Origin of the sequence: Halobacterium sp. MBLA0001, from assembly GCF_049705385.1 — an archaeon.
In the GTDB taxonomy this organism is placed as follows: domain Archaea; phylum Halobacteriota; class Halobacteria; order Halobacteriales; family Halobacteriaceae; genus Halobacterium; species Halobacterium salinarum.
The window spans coordinates 31011-45075 of the sequence record NZ_JBNAMQ010000010.1 but is presented as its reverse complement, the minus strand read 5'-3'; the positions used below and the strand labels follow the sequence as shown (position 1 = coordinate 45075).

At 57.7% G+C, this 14065-nt stretch carries 18 protein-coding genes and 1 pseudogene; 8 read left to right on the top strand and 11 right to left on the bottom strand.

Translation table 11 applies throughout. From position 1 onward, the window contains the following. Positions 1-38: 38 nt before the first annotated feature. The 3 genes from ACOZ32_RS14135 to ACOZ32_RS14125 all read right to left on the bottom strand — a co-directional run bounded on the left by ACOZ32_RS14135 (position 39) and on the right by ACOZ32_RS14125 (position 2352). Entirely contained in the window at positions 39-503 is a 465-nt protein-coding gene (locus ACOZ32_RS14135) for an IS1096 element passenger TnpR family protein (RefSeq protein WP_285257927.1), read from the bottom strand. Further along, entirely contained in the window at positions 500-1474 is a 975-nt protein-coding gene (locus ACOZ32_RS14130; RefSeq protein WP_010890491.1) for a hypothetical protein, read from the bottom strand. The genes ACOZ32_RS14135 and ACOZ32_RS14130 overlap by 4 nt, the downstream gene beginning before the upstream one ends. A gap of 596 nt (positions 1475-2070) precedes the next feature. Next, positions 2071-2352, bottom strand: a complete 282-nt coding sequence (locus tag ACOZ32_RS14125) for a PadR family transcriptional regulator (protein WP_285254774.1) — start codon at positions 2350-2352, stop codon at positions 2071-2073. Between the two features lie 80 nt (positions 2353-2432). On the opposite strand from ACOZ32_RS14125, the gene ACOZ32_RS14120 reads away from it, so the two are divergent. Next, positions 2433-2645 carry a hypothetical protein gene (locus ACOZ32_RS14120; RefSeq protein ID WP_424335351.1) on the top strand — a complete coding sequence of 71 codons (213 nt, stop codon included), beginning with the start codon at positions 2433-2435 and terminating at the stop codon, positions 2643-2645. Between the two features lie 130 nt (positions 2646-2775). Here ACOZ32_RS14120 and ACOZ32_RS14115 read toward each other — a convergent pair whose 3' ends face one another. Continuing rightward, positions 2776-3942, bottom strand: coding sequence for an ISH3 family transposase (locus ACOZ32_RS14115; protein WP_230890048.1), 1167 nt, complete (start codon positions 3940-3942; stop codon positions 2776-2778). Positions 3943-4098: 156 nt separating this feature from the next. Between ACOZ32_RS14115 and ACOZ32_RS14110 the strand changes: the two genes are divergently transcribed. The 5 genes from ACOZ32_RS14110 to ACOZ32_RS14090 all read left to right on the top strand — a co-directional run bounded on the left by ACOZ32_RS14110 (position 4099) and on the right by ACOZ32_RS14090 (position 7240). Further along, on the top strand, positions 4099-4290 hold the full coding sequence (locus tag ACOZ32_RS14110; protein WP_012289581.1) for a hypothetical protein: 192 nt from the start codon (positions 4099-4101) through the stop codon (positions 4288-4290). Positions 4291-4570: 280 nt separating this feature from the next. Then, positions 4571-5344, top strand: a complete 774-nt coding sequence (locus ACOZ32_RS14105) for a ParA family protein (RefSeq protein WP_010890494.1) — start codon at positions 4571-4573, stop codon at positions 5342-5344. After that, entirely contained in the window at positions 5344-5805 is a 462-nt protein-coding gene (locus tag ACOZ32_RS14100; RefSeq protein WP_010890495.1) for a hypothetical protein, read from the top strand. Before ACOZ32_RS14105 ends, ACOZ32_RS14100 begins: the two co-directional genes overlap by 1 nt. 622 nt (positions 5806-6427) lie before the next feature. After that, on the top strand, positions 6428-6766 hold the full coding sequence (locus ACOZ32_RS14095; protein ID WP_285255103.1) for a toxin-antitoxin system TumE family protein: 339 nt from the start codon (positions 6428-6430) through the stop codon (positions 6764-6766). Between the two features lie 24 nt (positions 6767-6790). After that, positions 6791-7240 carry a hypothetical protein gene (locus tag ACOZ32_RS14090; protein WP_285258161.1) on the top strand — a complete coding sequence of 150 codons (450 nt, stop codon included), beginning with the start codon at positions 6791-6793 and terminating at the stop codon, positions 7238-7240. A gap of 98 nt (positions 7241-7338) precedes the next feature. On the opposite strand, the gene ACOZ32_RS14085 is transcribed toward ACOZ32_RS14090, so the two are convergent. From ACOZ32_RS14085 to ACOZ32_RS14065, 5 genes and pseudogenes are all read right to left on the bottom strand, one after another. Next, positions 7339-7758 (bottom strand): hypothetical protein, encoded by a 420-nt coding sequence (locus ACOZ32_RS14085; protein WP_230890688.1) that lies wholly within the window; start codon positions 7756-7758, stop codon positions 7339-7341. Beyond that, complete coding sequence (locus tag ACOZ32_RS14080) at positions 7755-8360, bottom strand: site-specific integrase (protein WP_230890689.1); 606 nt, start codon at positions 8358-8360, stop codon at positions 7755-7757. The genes ACOZ32_RS14085 and ACOZ32_RS14080 overlap by 4 nt, the downstream gene beginning before the upstream one ends. A gap of 604 nt (positions 8361-8964) precedes the next feature. Next, positions 8965-9480 (bottom strand): hypothetical protein, encoded by a 516-nt coding sequence (locus ACOZ32_RS14075; protein ID WP_424335350.1) that lies wholly within the window; start codon positions 9478-9480, stop codon positions 8965-8967. 50 nt (positions 9481-9530) lie between these two features. After that, complete coding sequence (locus ACOZ32_RS14070; RefSeq protein WP_424335349.1) at positions 9531-9698, bottom strand: hypothetical protein; 168 nt, start codon at positions 9696-9698, stop codon at positions 9531-9533. 172 nt (positions 9699-9870) lie between these two features. Continuing rightward, positions 9871-9966: pseudogene (locus ACOZ32_RS14065) on the bottom strand (DUF7692 domain-containing protein); the annotation flags it as partial. Positions 9967-10248: 282 nt separating this feature from the next. On the opposite strand from ACOZ32_RS14065, the gene ACOZ32_RS14060 reads away from it, so the two are divergent. Continuing rightward, positions 10249-11418, top strand: a complete 1170-nt coding sequence (locus tag ACOZ32_RS14060; protein ID WP_285255186.1) for an ISH3 family transposase — start codon at positions 10249-10251, stop codon at positions 11416-11418. Positions 11419-11616: 198 nt separating this feature from the next. On the opposite strand, the gene ACOZ32_RS14055 is transcribed toward ACOZ32_RS14060, so the two are convergent. Continuing rightward, complete coding sequence (locus ACOZ32_RS14055; RefSeq protein ID WP_424335348.1) at positions 11617-12384, bottom strand: hypothetical protein; 768 nt, start codon at positions 12382-12384, stop codon at positions 11617-11619. 591 nt (positions 12385-12975) lie between these two features. Between ACOZ32_RS14055 and ACOZ32_RS14050 the strand changes: the two genes are divergently transcribed. Continuing rightward, positions 12976-13257 carry a PadR family transcriptional regulator gene (locus ACOZ32_RS14050; protein ID WP_424335347.1) on the top strand — a complete coding sequence of 94 codons (282 nt, stop codon included), beginning with the start codon at positions 12976-12978 and terminating at the stop codon, positions 13255-13257. An 89-nt stretch (positions 13258-13346) separates the two neighbouring features. On the opposite strand, the gene ACOZ32_RS14045 is transcribed toward ACOZ32_RS14050, so the two are convergent. Further along, entirely contained in the window at positions 13347-13907 is a 561-nt protein-coding gene (locus tag ACOZ32_RS14045; protein ID WP_424335346.1) for a TATA-box-binding protein, read from the bottom strand. Positions 13908-14065: the final 158 nt, after the last annotated feature.

The following is a 14065-nucleotide window of genomic DNA, read 5'->3' as shown; positions in this document are numbered from 1 at the left end:
ATGCCGCAGTAAGAGCGCGACGGGCCGCGAGCACTCGGTTACAGCCGTTCGTCCGGTGGCGCGTACTGATCGACGGGGTCTCCCTTCCGGTTGACAACTGCCGGTTCGGTGTCACTCGGTTCGTCTTCGGTAATCTCTTTCAGAATTGCATAGAAGCGCCACTCATCGCCGTAGTCGAAGAGGTAGCAGAGACGGTCATGCTCATCAAGGTCTAACCGACGAGCCATCTGGCCGACTGTCGTCTCGCCAGCATCGTACTCCTCGCCACCGCGCACCAACCCATCCGATGATTGCTCGAATTCACTGGGGCACTTGTACTGCACGTCGCTGTCCCAGTAGTCTTGGTCAGTGCCGACAAACCAGAGGTGGTCTTGGTCGAGACCGACCGCGCGATTCAGTACCGTTTGGAACTCGTCGAGGGTGCGGTCGGCCCCGACGATGATGTCACGCCACAGTTCAGTCGGAGCGTATTCGAATTTGACTCGGAACTGGTAGGTGGTCATTCTTGGAGGTCAGTTCCAGTTTGGAAGCTGGTGAGAGAATCGATGCGGTCTTCGAGTGCGCTGATTTCCTCTTGGAGGGCATCCGTTTCGTCGCCCTCGGTGGCGGCAAGTTGATCCTTGAGCCCTTGGAGACGCGTTTCCTTGCGTTCCTCGTCAACCTCGGCTTTCCGCACATACTCACTTTCCTCAATGTCGTATACGTCCGATTCGGAGAGGTCGGTTACCTCCAGCGCGTCGTCGACTTTGTTTCGGTCGACGCCAAGCACGCGATCTCGGTCGATCCCCGCGTCTTCGAATGCTGCCAGCACCGTCTCGTCGTCTTTGAGCGACCGGGTCTGGCGCGTGGTCCGCTGAACGGAGCCGAACGGCGCGCTCACTGGCCGGTCGTGGTGCAGCCGGCTCAACAACACGTCGGCAACATCCTTCCGAAGGTCGTTGGCATCCCGCTGAAGATCTGAGAGGAGCGTATAGAGGGTACCCAGCGCGTCCGTCTCCAGCTCGGAGAGGTCGGCCACCTCGTGGCGTTCGAGCGCATCAACAACCAAGAGCGCGTCCGCATACACGTCTAGGTCTGGTTCAGTGCGGTCGTCGACGTCGGTGGCTGGATCGCTGTCACGCAGTTGCGTTGACGTTTCTCCCTCAGTTTGAGTGATGACTCCAGCGTCTGCATCGAGTTCAAACTGCGGGTGGATGGTCAAGACGGCGGGATATGGGTCAGCGTCAGGTGGTAGTCGATCAAGATTGAACTCGCCTGACTCCTCGGTGATGCGCCGGTAGAGCGTTTCAAACTGGTCGCGCTGGAGTGGACGCGTCTGGTCAATGTCACGGTCACGGAACTGGATGATGACGCGTTGGTCTTGGACGTCGGTGATGCGAATGCGATTGTTGGAGAGTGGGGTGATGAGCGTTGCCTCCTCGTGAAGGGCATCGAGTCTCTCCAAGAGCGTATTCCAGGTGACGCTGAAGGGCATACGTAGCGATTGTCCGATACGGCCCTAAAGGTTGGTCTGGGGCCGTGCTACAGACGTAACGACGGCAGTATTACACCCCCTCAGGGTGTCATAGAACAGTTCGCACACCCATTTTTGTCCTCCTGGATCGCTCAGTACAGTCGAATCAGTTATCGGATTCCGTTTCTCCATCTCCACGACGACGGAGAAAAATAACAATGATAGCAACAATGGCGACACTTGCGATGAGTTTTGACCGCGACATACCAAATTAGTGTACGCACTATCGCATAAAAAGTGTGCGGCTACCGAAGAACGGGTGGCAGCGTTCCGCTCCAAGTAACCTTCAGTACCTCACAAAGCGTCGCCAGTTAGCCTGACCTGAGTCACCTGATCTGTTGCGATGAGTCGTCGGTAGCGGGTGAGGAACGCTGGTCGAAGACACTGGCTGTCGCTGTCGACGGCGATCAGCCGCCGACGCAGCGTTGCCACTTACAAAGCCACTTGCTCGGCCGCTGTTACCGCTGAACCGGTCGCCAAGTGGTCGGTTCGCGGGAACGGTTCGAAACACCGCGAGGGCCGTCCACGCGGTCAAACAGGACAACCCCTGAGAGCAGCTACTCGTCGAGTGTCACGTATTGGTGCTCCCACTCGCGGCGAGCAGCAATCTCTCGCTGTCCACGCCGAGTGAGCGCATAGGAGTTTGTGCGCTGGTCTAACTTGCCTTTCTCAACCAAGCCCTTGTCAACGAGTGTATCGAGGTTCGGGTAGAGCCGGCCGTGGTGAATCTCGGAGGTGTAGTACTCCTCCATCTCAGCCTTCACAGCAAGCCCGTGTGGCTCGTCTAACCCTGCAATGACATACAGTAAATCACGCTGAAACCCCGTCAAATCGTGCATACGCTGTAGTTCAGAGACGCGAAACATAGAGCTTCGGAACACAACGCCCCCAAGACCACCGTTCGAACGGTTTCCGGTGAATGGGGTACAGCCACTCCAGTGGCCACCTAACCCTGTTTGTCGTCCAATTCGAGGGCGGCGAGTGGGCAATAGTCGTTCGATCGGACCATGACCCGGAGCGTGAGCATGGCTACGACGTCGCCGAAAAGGGCGTCTACCTAGACGTCTACCGAGACGAAGAGAAGTATCAGTACCTCACAAAGCGTCCTCAGTTGAGTCAGTCTGAGGTCTGATTTCTGTTGCGGAGTGCAGTGACCGACCGCGATCTCCTCACAGATCGACGGGAAGCTGTCGCTGTCGGCGGCGCTCAGCCGCCGACGCGACAGCGTCGCCACTCAGTGCGGGGGCTGTCCCGGTCAGTGGTTAGCGGTGGAATCGGTCGTCAGGTGGTCGGTTCGCGGGGACGGCCCGACGCACCGCGAGGGCCGTCCACGCAGCCCGTCGAACCATATTCACGAACTCCTTGTACGGCCACCACCACAGGCGACGCCCGCCTCGGCGCGGCGTCGCCACGTATTCATAGTGGAGATACCGCCAAACATTCTGTAGCAGCAGACTCACTACGACGTACAGCAGTCTCACCGTCGCGTCTCGTGTCGTTGTCGTCGCTATCGCTTGCTCGGACAACCGATAGCTCGATTCGATACCGAAGCGTTTGCTGTAGTGGTATCGAGCCTGGCGTGGTGTCTCGATGAACGGCGCGTCAGCGGCGTAGCCGTGACGCGCCACGCCGTTCTCGTCGTACCGTCCATTCAGGTATGTACAGTCGATGTAGACGGGAAACTCGACGGTCCAGCTGTGACCGTCGAGTTTCCCTGTCAGGTTGTGTTGAATAATGCGACTCCATCCTTCCGAGAGTTCCTGCTGAATCGCTTCACCCCACCGGATGATCGGAACCACATAGGCGTAGTTGTGCGTCTGTAACAGCGTGAGACACTTGCTGTCGTAGAATCCGCGATCAAGATAGACGGCCTTGACGTCGGTGTCAAGGCCGTCGAGGACACCGAGGAACTCAGCGAGGACACTGCTGGCGGTGTCGCCGTCTTCGAGACGGCGCACCGCCAGCGTGTAGCGTTTGTTCTTCACACGCGCGTAGAGTGTGGCGTAGGCGTGGAATGCGGTGGTTCCACGCTTCGCTTCCGAGTGGTAGAGAGCGTCTGTGTCGTCTTCATCACCGTAGTAGGGTCGCAGGTGGAGGTCTGCGCAGACCTCCACCTGCTCGGGAAGCAGCTCAACGATGTCTCGTCGAAGAAGCGTGTTAGCGACTCGTTCGAGCCGTTCGGGCTCGAACTTCGTCCGTAGATGATAGAGAATCGTGTTCGCCGATGGGGAGTCTTCACTGGAGTTGCACAGCGTAGAGACCGATGTCCCGTCGGCGCATGCGCCGACGAGGACCTCGTAGATGTCCTCAGCTTCGATTTCAGCAGTAGCGCCGAGGTCAAGATCAATTTCATCGCTGAGCGTGTTGACGAGAAAGTTAAGGAGCTGGTCTTCGTGGATTTCACTGTCTGCTTGCTTGGTCTTGAACACACCATCAGCAAGCAGACGTTCTAACTAACCGGCTTTGTGATGTACTGAGTATCGGTCAGAAGAACTCTTCCCGCCAATGCAGCCGAGTGAGGCGCTCACGTACGCCAAAGACCAGATACCAATGCAGCCCGAGCGCTACGGCACGAGGTTCGAGGAATGGCACGAAATCAGGGCCCAGTGACCGACGAGGAGTTCGATGAACTCCACGAGGAGATGGACGAGCAGCGCGACCAACTGCACGAAGATCTCGCGGAGAACCTCGGCGGCGACTCCGACGACTACGACGTCCGTCGCGACGTCGACGGCTCATCCTCAAGCGGCGAAGCGGTCACCCACGGCGGCGAGTAGTTCTACAGCCCCGTTTCCGGCCTGCTGTACCAAGAAAGCGTCCCGAAAACCACCGTTTAGAACGTCAATACTGGCGAATTGTTCGTTTCAGCAGCTATCCTACCACCCTATCAGAATGGTCCTTCTGAGAGGTTCGACCACAGTACACTCTGATAGCGGAGTTCACCGCGGTGAGTCTTAACCAACAACTCGCCCCAGAGGTGGCGGCGTGTTGGTTAGGTATTCTGCGTGTCTGACGTAAGCTTTTCACGCAGTGCATGCATTGCACGCACAGCACCCAATGAAATCTTTCGCTATCAGCCAACAGAAAGGCGGCGTGGGCAAGACCACAAACACCATCAACATTGCCGGGGCACTCGCCCATCGAGGCCACCAAGTGCTCGCGATCGACGCCGATCCTCAGGGCTACCTCACCAACACCCTCGGCTTCCGCGAGGCCTACCAAAGCGACCCGCCGAGCCTCTACGACGCCATCAAGACGCCCCACGACCACGACGCTGCGGACCTCGTCGTCGCCCACGCGGAGTTCGACGTCCTCCCCGCGAACATCGACATGTTCCAACTCGAGCAGGACCTCATCGCCTCCGGCCGCCGGCCACGCCAACGCTTCGGTGACGTCCTCGACCAGCTCCAGGACTACGACTACGTCCTCATCGACGCCCCACCCAGCCTGGGCCCGATCAACGACAACGTCCTGCTGGCCGCCGAGGACATCATCATCCCCGTCGAGGCCGACGACTCGTCGGTGCTCGCCATCGAACACCTCCTCAACCAGATCGAGAGCCTGGAGCGCGGCTACGACGTCGACATCCGGGAACGCGCTATCCTCATCTCGAACGTCAACTACCCCCTGGACAACGAGCAAGCCGACGCCATCGCCTGGTTCGAGGACACGTTTGACGGCCGCGCACCAGTCTTCGAAGTTCGCAACCGGGCTGCTATCAAGCGTTCGCTGGGCGCTGGTGGCTCCATCTTCGGCGAGGACGCCGAGGAGACAGACATGACCACTGTCTACGATGATGTGGCTGCGACCCTCGAGGAGGTGGAGGGCTGATGCCGAACGGAGATCGTGACGACGTCGCCGACCGCCTCAGCCGTCGCTTCGACAACGACGAAGAGGCCGATGAAGTAAGCGGCGAAGAAGAGCAGGCAGCGAACGCTCAGCAGCCCCCTCATGAGGAGAACGCATCGGATGCAGGGAACGAAGAGAACGAGGGAGGCAAGATGAATGCAGAGGCTGAGGTGAGTTCAAGGAATGCAATGCACGTGAGGAACGTGAAGAGCGAGTGGACCTCAAAGAGCTTCTACCTCCCCGAGTTTCTGAAAGACGACCTGAAGACGACGTACAAGGAGACGGATCTCGAGTTCGAGATGGAGCGCGGCGAGGAGCTGCCGAAGACCCGGCACTACTACCCCCTCGTCGTGGCACTGGGCATTGAACGCATTGCACGCATGGACCCCCAAGAAATCAATGAACGCATTGAAGGCCTTGAAGAGCGCGGCGAGCCAGAGTAGCTTCCACCTACGCGTTCGCGACTCCTCGAGACTGTGACGTTTGGGCCCGCCGCGGCGAATCGTCGAAACGGACGCACCGCTTCGAATTCCGTATTGCAGCATGCGGTTTACACACCGCGTTTGGAGGGTGTTCTCCAGCTGTCACCCCCAGGTAGCGGCGTGTAGAGCACCATCGTCGGGACGTGAATCCCGGGGGAGAACCCAGACAGACGCGTGTTCTCGCCGTCTCCGTGGCTTCTGGTGCTGTCTAGGCGGATTAGAATATTATCTCCTCACGCGGTTCGTAACGGGTGCTGTAGAACGATGCCGGCACGATTGGCGCATCAATGAAGGCATCAACACGGACGCGCTCGACGGACTCTTCCAAAACAACCAGCTCACGATGCCCCTCCAGTTTGAGCGGATTCGACGACCGCGATCATTAGTGCCGGCAATCATGGAGACCCAGTCATCACAATCGAATCACACCGCGAAGTGGGCAGGTGTAGTGAACGGATAGTCCGCCTCGTTTGAGAGAAAAACGCCATATAAATCGTTTAGAACACCCTCTAGAAGAACCACCCCTGCGTTGGTCTTCTCACCAATACCCTTATTGCATTGGCTGACGAACCAATAGACGAGGATGGCCTCACCCACCGGCGACGACCTGGATGGTGTAAACGAGGCGAAGAAGTACCCAGACGGAACCGTCGTCCGCGTGTTCTGCATGCGGACCAACCGCGACGCATACCCATCCGGGTGGGCGTACAAGCTCCACTACGGCGCGACGGAACCGGACCCACCCCACACGCTTGACGATGGGACGATTCGCCGGTACGACAACTCGCACGAAGACACCAAAGGACACGAACTGCACGTCGCACCAGACTCGGACCCAGACATCATCGAGTTCCCCGGGATGGTCGAACTCTGGGAGCGATTCTGGAGCGAAATCCCAAAATCCCAGTTCGAGGTCACGTGAGGCCATCACACCACGGTGATACCCATGACTGACTCCACGCCGCCGCTGCACCCGATGGAGCGCGAACAGCTTCGCGCCGAATCAACCCTCGTCGTGACCGTGACGCCGTCCAGCGAGTTCCACGACGACGTCACCGACAGCATCGCGGCGCTCGAACAGGGCGACGCGATGGACTCGACACCGACGCTCTCGTTCACCAGCTACGACGATTTGATGGACACGCTGACTCCGCGCGTTCTCGAGCTCATCGAGGCCATCCGGCAGGAAGAACCAGCCAGCATCAACGAAACCGCACGGGTCGTTGACCGGGACGTGAAAAACGTCCACGAGGAGCTCAGTCGGCTTGCCCAGCTGGGCATTATCTTCTTCGAGGAAGATGGCCAGCGGAAGCGCCCGGTCGTCTGGTTCGACGAACTCGTCATCAACCTCCCGTTCGATCCTGAAGCTGGCGACACGGCCGCCGCGGCACCATAAGCCAGTTCTAGAGACGGGTTTTCCCGCTCTCAACCCTACCTTCGCGAACCACAAACCCGGTTCCTCATCACCATCTTCCGACGGTTTCCGGTCTCACATTACACGTAGTCGCTGAACCAGTCTGGTGCGCCCGTATACTCGGCCCAGCAGCGGTTGTGGCAGGGTTTCCCACGTTGGTTGGGGATCGCCTCGTCGAGATCGACTTTCTCGCCGCAGAGATCGCACTCAGCACTATGGCCGTGCATTCGCTGGTCAGTCGAGAGGCCTTTCGTCTCGATGTAGAGCTCGTGAAGCGCCCGCGGCGTCAGCCGCACCAGTATCTTCTCCCGGTCCTCCTCGTTCTCTCGCTCGGGGGTGTACGTCAACACCCAGTCCTGCCCCTCCTCACCGTCGCCAGCTGGCCCGAGCGAAATCGTCTGCGCCAACTCATCGGGGATGTAGTGCCATTCGTTGTCCGCGAACCGCGGATAATGGCCGTCGGGTCGCGGGTTCTCAGGATCGACATCATCGTCAGTCATGCGAGGCCAGCCTCCTCGAAGGCTTCATTCACGACCTCGGGCGTGGGAGCGTTCAGGTAGGGCTCGATCGCCTGGAACGAATCCCAACCCCCAACCTGCATCACGACCCGCGGGTTGACCTGTTCGTCGACGAGAAGCCGCTGGGCGAACCGCCGCCGGAGATCGTGGCTGGACACATACTGGAAATCGTCGTCGCCGGTCTCCTCAGCAGCACGCTCGGCGGTGCGCTTGACGACGTCCCGGACGCCGCGCTCGGAGAGATCGATGAGTGACTCGTGGCGGTCAATGCCCTCGGCGTTCGTGTAGCGGTGGATGTCGCCCTCGACGTCAGGTGGCAGGTAGGCATCACGCGGCTTTCCGCCGTTCCCAGTGGTGTCTTTCCCCTCAGGAACGCGGAGACGGTAGTGGTCGCCGTCCTCGGTGCGTTTGACGTGCTTAGGGTAAATCTGGGGCACCTCAAAGGCGCGAAGGCCGACGTAGCCGCCCAGTTGGATGACGAGGTCGTCGCGATGGCTTGCTGCGGCCCGCCGCAGTTCGTCAAGTTCGGCGTCGGTCATCCAGACCTTGTACTCGTCTTCCTTTGCGGTCGCCTCCAGTCTCATGCAGACTTCTATAATAACCTTGCACTTAGTGGTGTGGGGAGCGCCCTGATCGAGGCGCTTTAGGAGTAGATATCGGATGTTCGCTTCCGACTTGTCCTACAAGTCGTCACTAGATCCTAGCTGCGTACTCAACACACATCCCTTGGCCAGTTTCTAATCAGTATTGAACAGACAGGGATGCTAAGTACAAATGCCTATTTGTCGCTGGTGTGCTGACGTGTATTTAACCGCCGCTATAGACGATATTGTAGTACCCGCGGTACTCGAAACCCGTGAGGTAGCCTCCGCTGTTTCCTCCTACGCGGTTTGAAACCCTGCTTGGTTTCATCGTACTCAGGCAGTGCCCCTAAGGGGGTATGGGTAAAACGGGCCGGCGCAAAACGCGCCGGCCCTTCCGCAACCGCGCCCGCGACGCTACCGGCCGCGTAGCTGCCGGACACGCACTCTACGCAGGGAGGGGAACGAACGATGCTCCGGCCGGCTACCCTGCCGGACCACCTTAGAACCCCATGCAAGTACGGCTAAGCCCCCAAATCCAAAACACTCCCCACCGTTCCGCAGCTGCACCCGCAACAACCCTCCTTTCTGGAACCGCAATCCAGACCTATACGCCGATTATCTGAAGAACTCCGACGGCGATAATCAATACAGCCAGTATTGCTGAGAGGTACTGGGCTCGACGTGGCCGCAGATAATTCAACCGGTAATATTCTCGGTCGTACACCATGAACGTATAGAGACGGAATAGACGATTGCCGCTCTTTTTGTTAATTTCGAGGTGGTCGTCTCGGTCTCTAATTCGAAACTTATCCACGACGACGGCAGCGCCTCCCTGGTATGATAACATATCTAACTCATGGTCAATTGTTTGAGTTTCCCCGGGTTCTAAATCCACGACGACTGGTGTGTGCGTGCCCGATTCATAATCTTCCGGAGAACGCTCGAAGGAAAGACGGAGATTGGTTCTCCCCTGAATCGGTTTCTCTCCGGTGTTCTCTACTTTTATTTGGAAAGTGGGAGATTGGTCCGTAAAGTAGACAGATCGGCGCGGCTCTAAATCATCCTCCACCACCTCAATCGAGATTTCGTCATGGTGATTGAGAGTTTGGTAAGCAGGCATATCGGGCGTAAATGTTGTTCTCCTATTAAAACCCACATTAACTAATTCAATTATTCAACCTGAACAGAGGTCTCTGGTTCGGAGATATTGACCTCAATACGTCGCGTCGAGATCGTCTCGGCCAGCTCGTCGCGGACGCTCGGCGGGAGGTCGGGATGCTCCAGCGCCTCTTCGACGCCGGCGAGAACGTCACCGGCGACCTCGCACGCGATAAGCACGGCCTCATTCGTCTTTAGCTAAGCCGGAAATGCCGAGTGAACGCCAATCTACTGGATCGGCGACTCCTGATGAGAACCGCTTAGACGCTGGAATCGTTCTCACCAACCCAAAAATTAGCTCTCCGGCCAACCCGCCGCAGTCTTGCGATTTGTCTCTTAGCTAAAGACGAATGAGCACGGCCTTCGTCTTGTTACAGTCGAAGCGCTCGGCGGCCGCCTCGATTGTTTCCTCGCGGTGCGCGTACTCTCCGTCGGTTCGGATTCGCATACTCGTCTCGTACACACGAGCCCTGATAACCGATTGATTTGGCTGACTGGAACCCCGATTTTGGGGTGAAATCCGACAATTCCTATCGGGAGTGAGGTAGGTTCAGGGGTGCGCGAGCACGACCGGACTCGAATATGCACACGAGCGATCGCGGTCTCGTGTGCATATCGGGTCGAGCGCTCACGTCGACGCGCAACCCCGAGAGGGAGCGTGGCGAGAGGTTCTTGTCTTTGACCTCAGTACTTCACAAAGCCGTTAGTTGAGAAGTCCGCTTGCTGAGTTGTGACCAAACAAACAGAGCAAGCGGACAGTGAAATCCACGAAGACCAGCTCCTTAACTTTCTCGTCAACGTTCTCACCAGCGCATTCACGCTAGATCTTGGTGAGAACGCAGAAATCGACCCAGAGGACATCTTCGAGGTCCTCGTCGGCGCGACCGCCGACGGGACCTCGATATCCACCCTCTGCGAGAAGAGCGAAGACGCTCCCTCTGGCAACGGTGTTCTTCATCATCTCCGGACCAAGTTCGACCTCGAAACCGTCGAATCTACCGGGAACACGCTCCTCCAACAGGATGTTCTCGAAACCCTCCCTGAGCAGGTGGAGGTCGCTGCTGACCTCCACCTGCGGCCCTACTACGGTGACGAAGACGAGACAGACGGCCTCTACTACAACGAGGCCAAAGCAGGAACGACTGCGTTCCACGCCTACGCCACGCTCTACGCACGCGTGAACAACAAGCGATACACCTTGGCGGTGCGCCGTCTCACCGACGGCGACACCGCCAGCGATGTCCTCGCCGAGTTTCTTGGACTGATCGATAGCTTCGAGTTCGACGTCAAAGCGGTCTATCTCGATAGCGGCTTCTACGACGGGAAGTGTCTCACGTTACTCCAAGCGCACAATTTCGCGTACATCGTCCCGGTCATTTCGTGGGGCAAGAAGATCAAGACCGAACTCACCCAGGGCTGGAGTCGTGAGATCACTCACGATCTCACGACGTCCTATGGCGAACACGAGTGGACCGTCGAATTTCCGGTGATGATCGACTGTACCTACAAGAATGGTCGATACGATGAGCATGGGGTGGCGCGTCACGGCTACGCCGTCGACGCGCCGTTCATCGACGAGCCACGACAGGCTCGATCCCACTACAGCAAACGCTTCGGGATCGAAGCGAGCTATCGCCTCTCCGAGTCAACGATTATCTCGACGACAACGCAAGATCCCACGAGACGGCTGTTGTTCGTTGTTCTCAGCCTCCTGATTCAGAATGTCTGGCGGTTCTTGCACTGGGAGTACGTGGCGACGCCCCGCCGAGGCGGGCGTCGCCTCTGGTGGTGGCCCTTCGAAGAGTTCATCGATATGGTGACCCGGGCAGCGTGGACGGCCCTCGCAGTGCGTCGGTCCGTCCCCGCGAATCGTCCACCGGACGACCGGTTTCACCGGTAACTAGTAATCGAGTACGCCTTGCCGATCAGTGGCAACGCCGTCGCTGTCGGCGGCGATTGCCGCCGACGCGACGGCTTCCCGTCTCTCGTCGTCGGAATGGATCTTCAGAACACAAATCCAGCTTTGGTTCGTCGGTAACTCACGATCCAGCATCAGTTAGCTCCGGATGCTTTGTGAGGTACTGGACCTAGTCGATATTCACTCACTCATCTTCACAGGAGGAAGCAACATGTTTAGAACCATAGCTACAGGTATGACCTGCTGCGGGGAGGGAGAGGGGTCATAATGGGAAAGCCCGAGATACGCGATTATTAACAGAATACTGCCCCGTGAAGCGTGCTTACTAAGCTCCTTGGTGTCTGCAATTCCCAAAGATTCGGCAACCCAGAGAGAAAAAGAGACACCCATCTCAATCCCATTCTGAACCAACCAGTCTGGTTGACCTTCCTGAACCGGGCCAGAACCAGTCGGAGAGTTATCTGGTAGGTCACCTAACGCAGACTGTACCTCAGTCGCTCTTGTTGCCGCTTCTACAGCTTCGAGTGCTGGCGATATATCGAGCGCTCCTGCCGTAGCTACCGCTTCGAGAGCGGGTGACACATTAAGTGAACCAGCCGTAGCTACCGCTTCGAGAGCGGGTGACATATTAAGTGAACCTGCCGTAGCTACCGCTTCGAGAGCTGGCGACATATCGAGCGCTCCTGCCGTAGCTACCGCTTCGAGAGCTGGCGACATATCGAGCGCTCCTGCCGTAGCTACCGCTTCGAGAGCTGGCGACATATCGAGCGCTCCTGCCGTAGCTACCGCTTCGAGAGCTGGCGACATATTAAGTGAACCAGCCGTAGCTACCGCTTCGAGTGCTCTCGGCACATCTACCGCTCCCGGTTCTACTCCCTCTGCTTGCGCGAATGCTTGTGTTTCATCTTCGTCCGGGTGACTATCGCTATGCGATTCGTCGTCCTCCATTAGATAGTTGTTAGTTAGTTATCAAAGTAAAGCTAGTCCCCAGAACAGTGACTCTCGCGTAGCGGTACGGTGTGTTTTGGATTGGTGGCCTTAGCCACACTCGTACGGGGGCTAAGCGAGTCCGGCAGGGTAGCCGGCCGGAGTGTCGACCAGTACCTGTCCATGGGTAGAGCGCGTGTCCGGCAGTTACGCAGCCGGTAGCGTCGCGGGCGCGGTTGCGGAAGGGCCGGCGCGTTTTGCGCCGGCCCGTTTTACCCATACCCCCTTAGGGGCTCGTCGCGCAGACCCCACCTGATTCTGTTGAGAATTACCGGCTAAGTACAGGCCTCCCCCTCACCGAAGCCTTGACGGATACTCGTTGGTAATCCTCTGACAGATTCGCCGTGCGACTACTGTTAACCAACAGAATAGCGCTTTCCAGTGGAATGTTGGTTAACTCCGGGCGATTTCTGATTGCCGCGCCGATTACTCGATTCGGATGATCTCATCGTTCCCATCTTGACGTCGCTCTCGGATTTCGGCCCTAGGACTGCAACACCTACTAGGATATCAGAGGGGACTTATTCAACCCAGTAGAAGGCAAATAGACGAATGCATGATTTAACTGGATTCCAGCGGGACATCTTGTATGTAATTGCTGGGCTTGAGCAACCGCATGGGCTCGCAGTCAAGGACGAACTCGAGGACTACTACGAGCAAGAAATCAATCATGGGCGGCTGTACCCGAATCTCGACGACCTCGTCGACAAAGGCCTTGTAGAGAAAGGGCAGCTCGACAAGCGTACAAACTCCTATACGCTGACCGGGCGTGGCCGCCGCGAGATTACTGCTCGTCGCGACTGGGAAACCCAGTACGTCGACTTCACCGAGTAACAGCCCATTTCCAGCGTTCCGGGATGGGTGTCACTCACTCCAGCAACACTGCCCCCTTCGCGTAGTAGTCGCTCGATAGCTCCGTGGACTCACTCAAGCAGGCCGAGTTCAGTGAGGCGGTCTTCGACGTGTTTCAGTGCGGACTGTGCGTCCTCAGATTCATTTGCGCCGGTAATCACGAGTTTCCCACTGCCGAAGAGGAGAACGACGACGTCGGGGTCGTCAAGCCGGTAGACGAGGCCAGGGAACTGCTCGGGTTCGTACTCGATTTGCTCTAATCCCAGCCCGATTGCGATTGCGTTCAAGTTCAGCGATTGCTCGAGACTCGCGCTGGAGACAATATTCTGCACCTCAATCGGCGGATTACTGTCGACATCGATGCCTAACTCGCGGATGTCCTCAAACACAATCTCGAGGGTTTCGTGAACGTCATCGACGCTTTTCGCGCCGGTGCAGACGACTTTGCCCGAGCGGAAAATCAGCGTGGCTGACTTCGGCTCCTGGAGGCGGTAGACAACCCCAGGGAAGTCCTCTGGGTTATACTCGGCGCCAGGCAGATCCGTTGCGAGTTGATCGAGGGCAAGTTCTTGGCCGATGTCACTAGATGCAACGACGTTCTCGATATGGATCGTGTCCGCCAGCGTGCTCATACGGGGTATTCGTCGGACAAATAACTTAAATAGCGGGTGGAAATGTGTGGCGCTGGTGAGGCCCTCAACGGCTAATCGATTCGAGTATAAGCCGCTAAGTAGAGACGAACCACTTACCGCGAGTGATTTGGGTGTAATCGGTTTGGGATTCTGCTCCA

Coding starts and splice junctions, on each gene's coding strand:
- ACOZ32_RS14055 (WP_424335348.1), bottom strand. CDS start 12,384: ATGGAGGACGACGAATCGCATAGCGATAGTCACCCGGACGAAGATGAA.
- ACOZ32_RS14080 (WP_230890689.1), bottom strand. CDS start 8,360: ATGAGACTGGAGGCGACCGCAAAGGAAGACGAGTACAAGGTCTGGATG.
- ACOZ32_RS14075 (WP_424335350.1), bottom strand. CDS start 9,480: ATGCCTGCTTACCAAACTCTCAATCACCATGACGAAATCTCGATTGAG.
- ACOZ32_RS14135 (WP_285257927.1), bottom strand. CDS start 503: ATGACCACCTACCAGTTCCGAGTCAAATTCGAATACGCTCCGACTGAA.
- ACOZ32_RS14085 (WP_230890688.1), bottom strand. CDS start 7,758: ATGACTGACGATGATGTCGATCCTGAGAACCCGCGACCCGACGGCCAT.
- ACOZ32_RS14120 (WP_424335351.1), top strand. CDS start 2,433: ATGGGGTACAGCCACTCCAGTGGCCACCTAACCCTGTTTGTCGTCCAA.
- ACOZ32_RS14100 (WP_010890495.1), top strand. CDS start 5,344: ATGCCGAACGGAGATCGTGACGACGTCGCCGACCGCCTCAGCCGTCGC.
- ACOZ32_RS14050 (WP_424335347.1), top strand. CDS start 12,976: ATGCATGATTTAACTGGATTCCAGCGGGACATCTTGTATGTAATTGCT.
- ACOZ32_RS14130 (WP_010890491.1), bottom strand. CDS start 1,474: ATGCCCTTCAGCGTCACCTGGAATACGCTCTTGGAGAGACTCGATGCC.
- ACOZ32_RS14090 (WP_285258161.1), top strand. CDS start 6,791: ATGACTGACTCCACGCCGCCGCTGCACCCGATGGAGCGCGAACAGCTT.
- ACOZ32_RS14110 (WP_012289581.1), top strand. CDS start 4,099: ATGGCACGAAATCAGGGCCCAGTGACCGACGAGGAGTTCGATGAACTC.
- ACOZ32_RS14125 (WP_285254774.1), bottom strand. CDS start 2,352: ATGCACGATTTGACGGGGTTTCAGCGTGATTTACTGTATGTCATTGCA.
- ACOZ32_RS14105 (WP_010890494.1), top strand. CDS start 4,571: ATGAAATCTTTCGCTATCAGCCAACAGAAAGGCGGCGTGGGCAAGACC.
- ACOZ32_RS14045 (WP_424335346.1), bottom strand. CDS start 13,907: ATGAGCACGCTGGCGGACACGATCCATATCGAGAACGTCGTTGCATCT.
- ACOZ32_RS14095 (WP_285255103.1), top strand. CDS start 6,428: ATGGCCTCACCCACCGGCGACGACCTGGATGGTGTAAACGAGGCGAAG.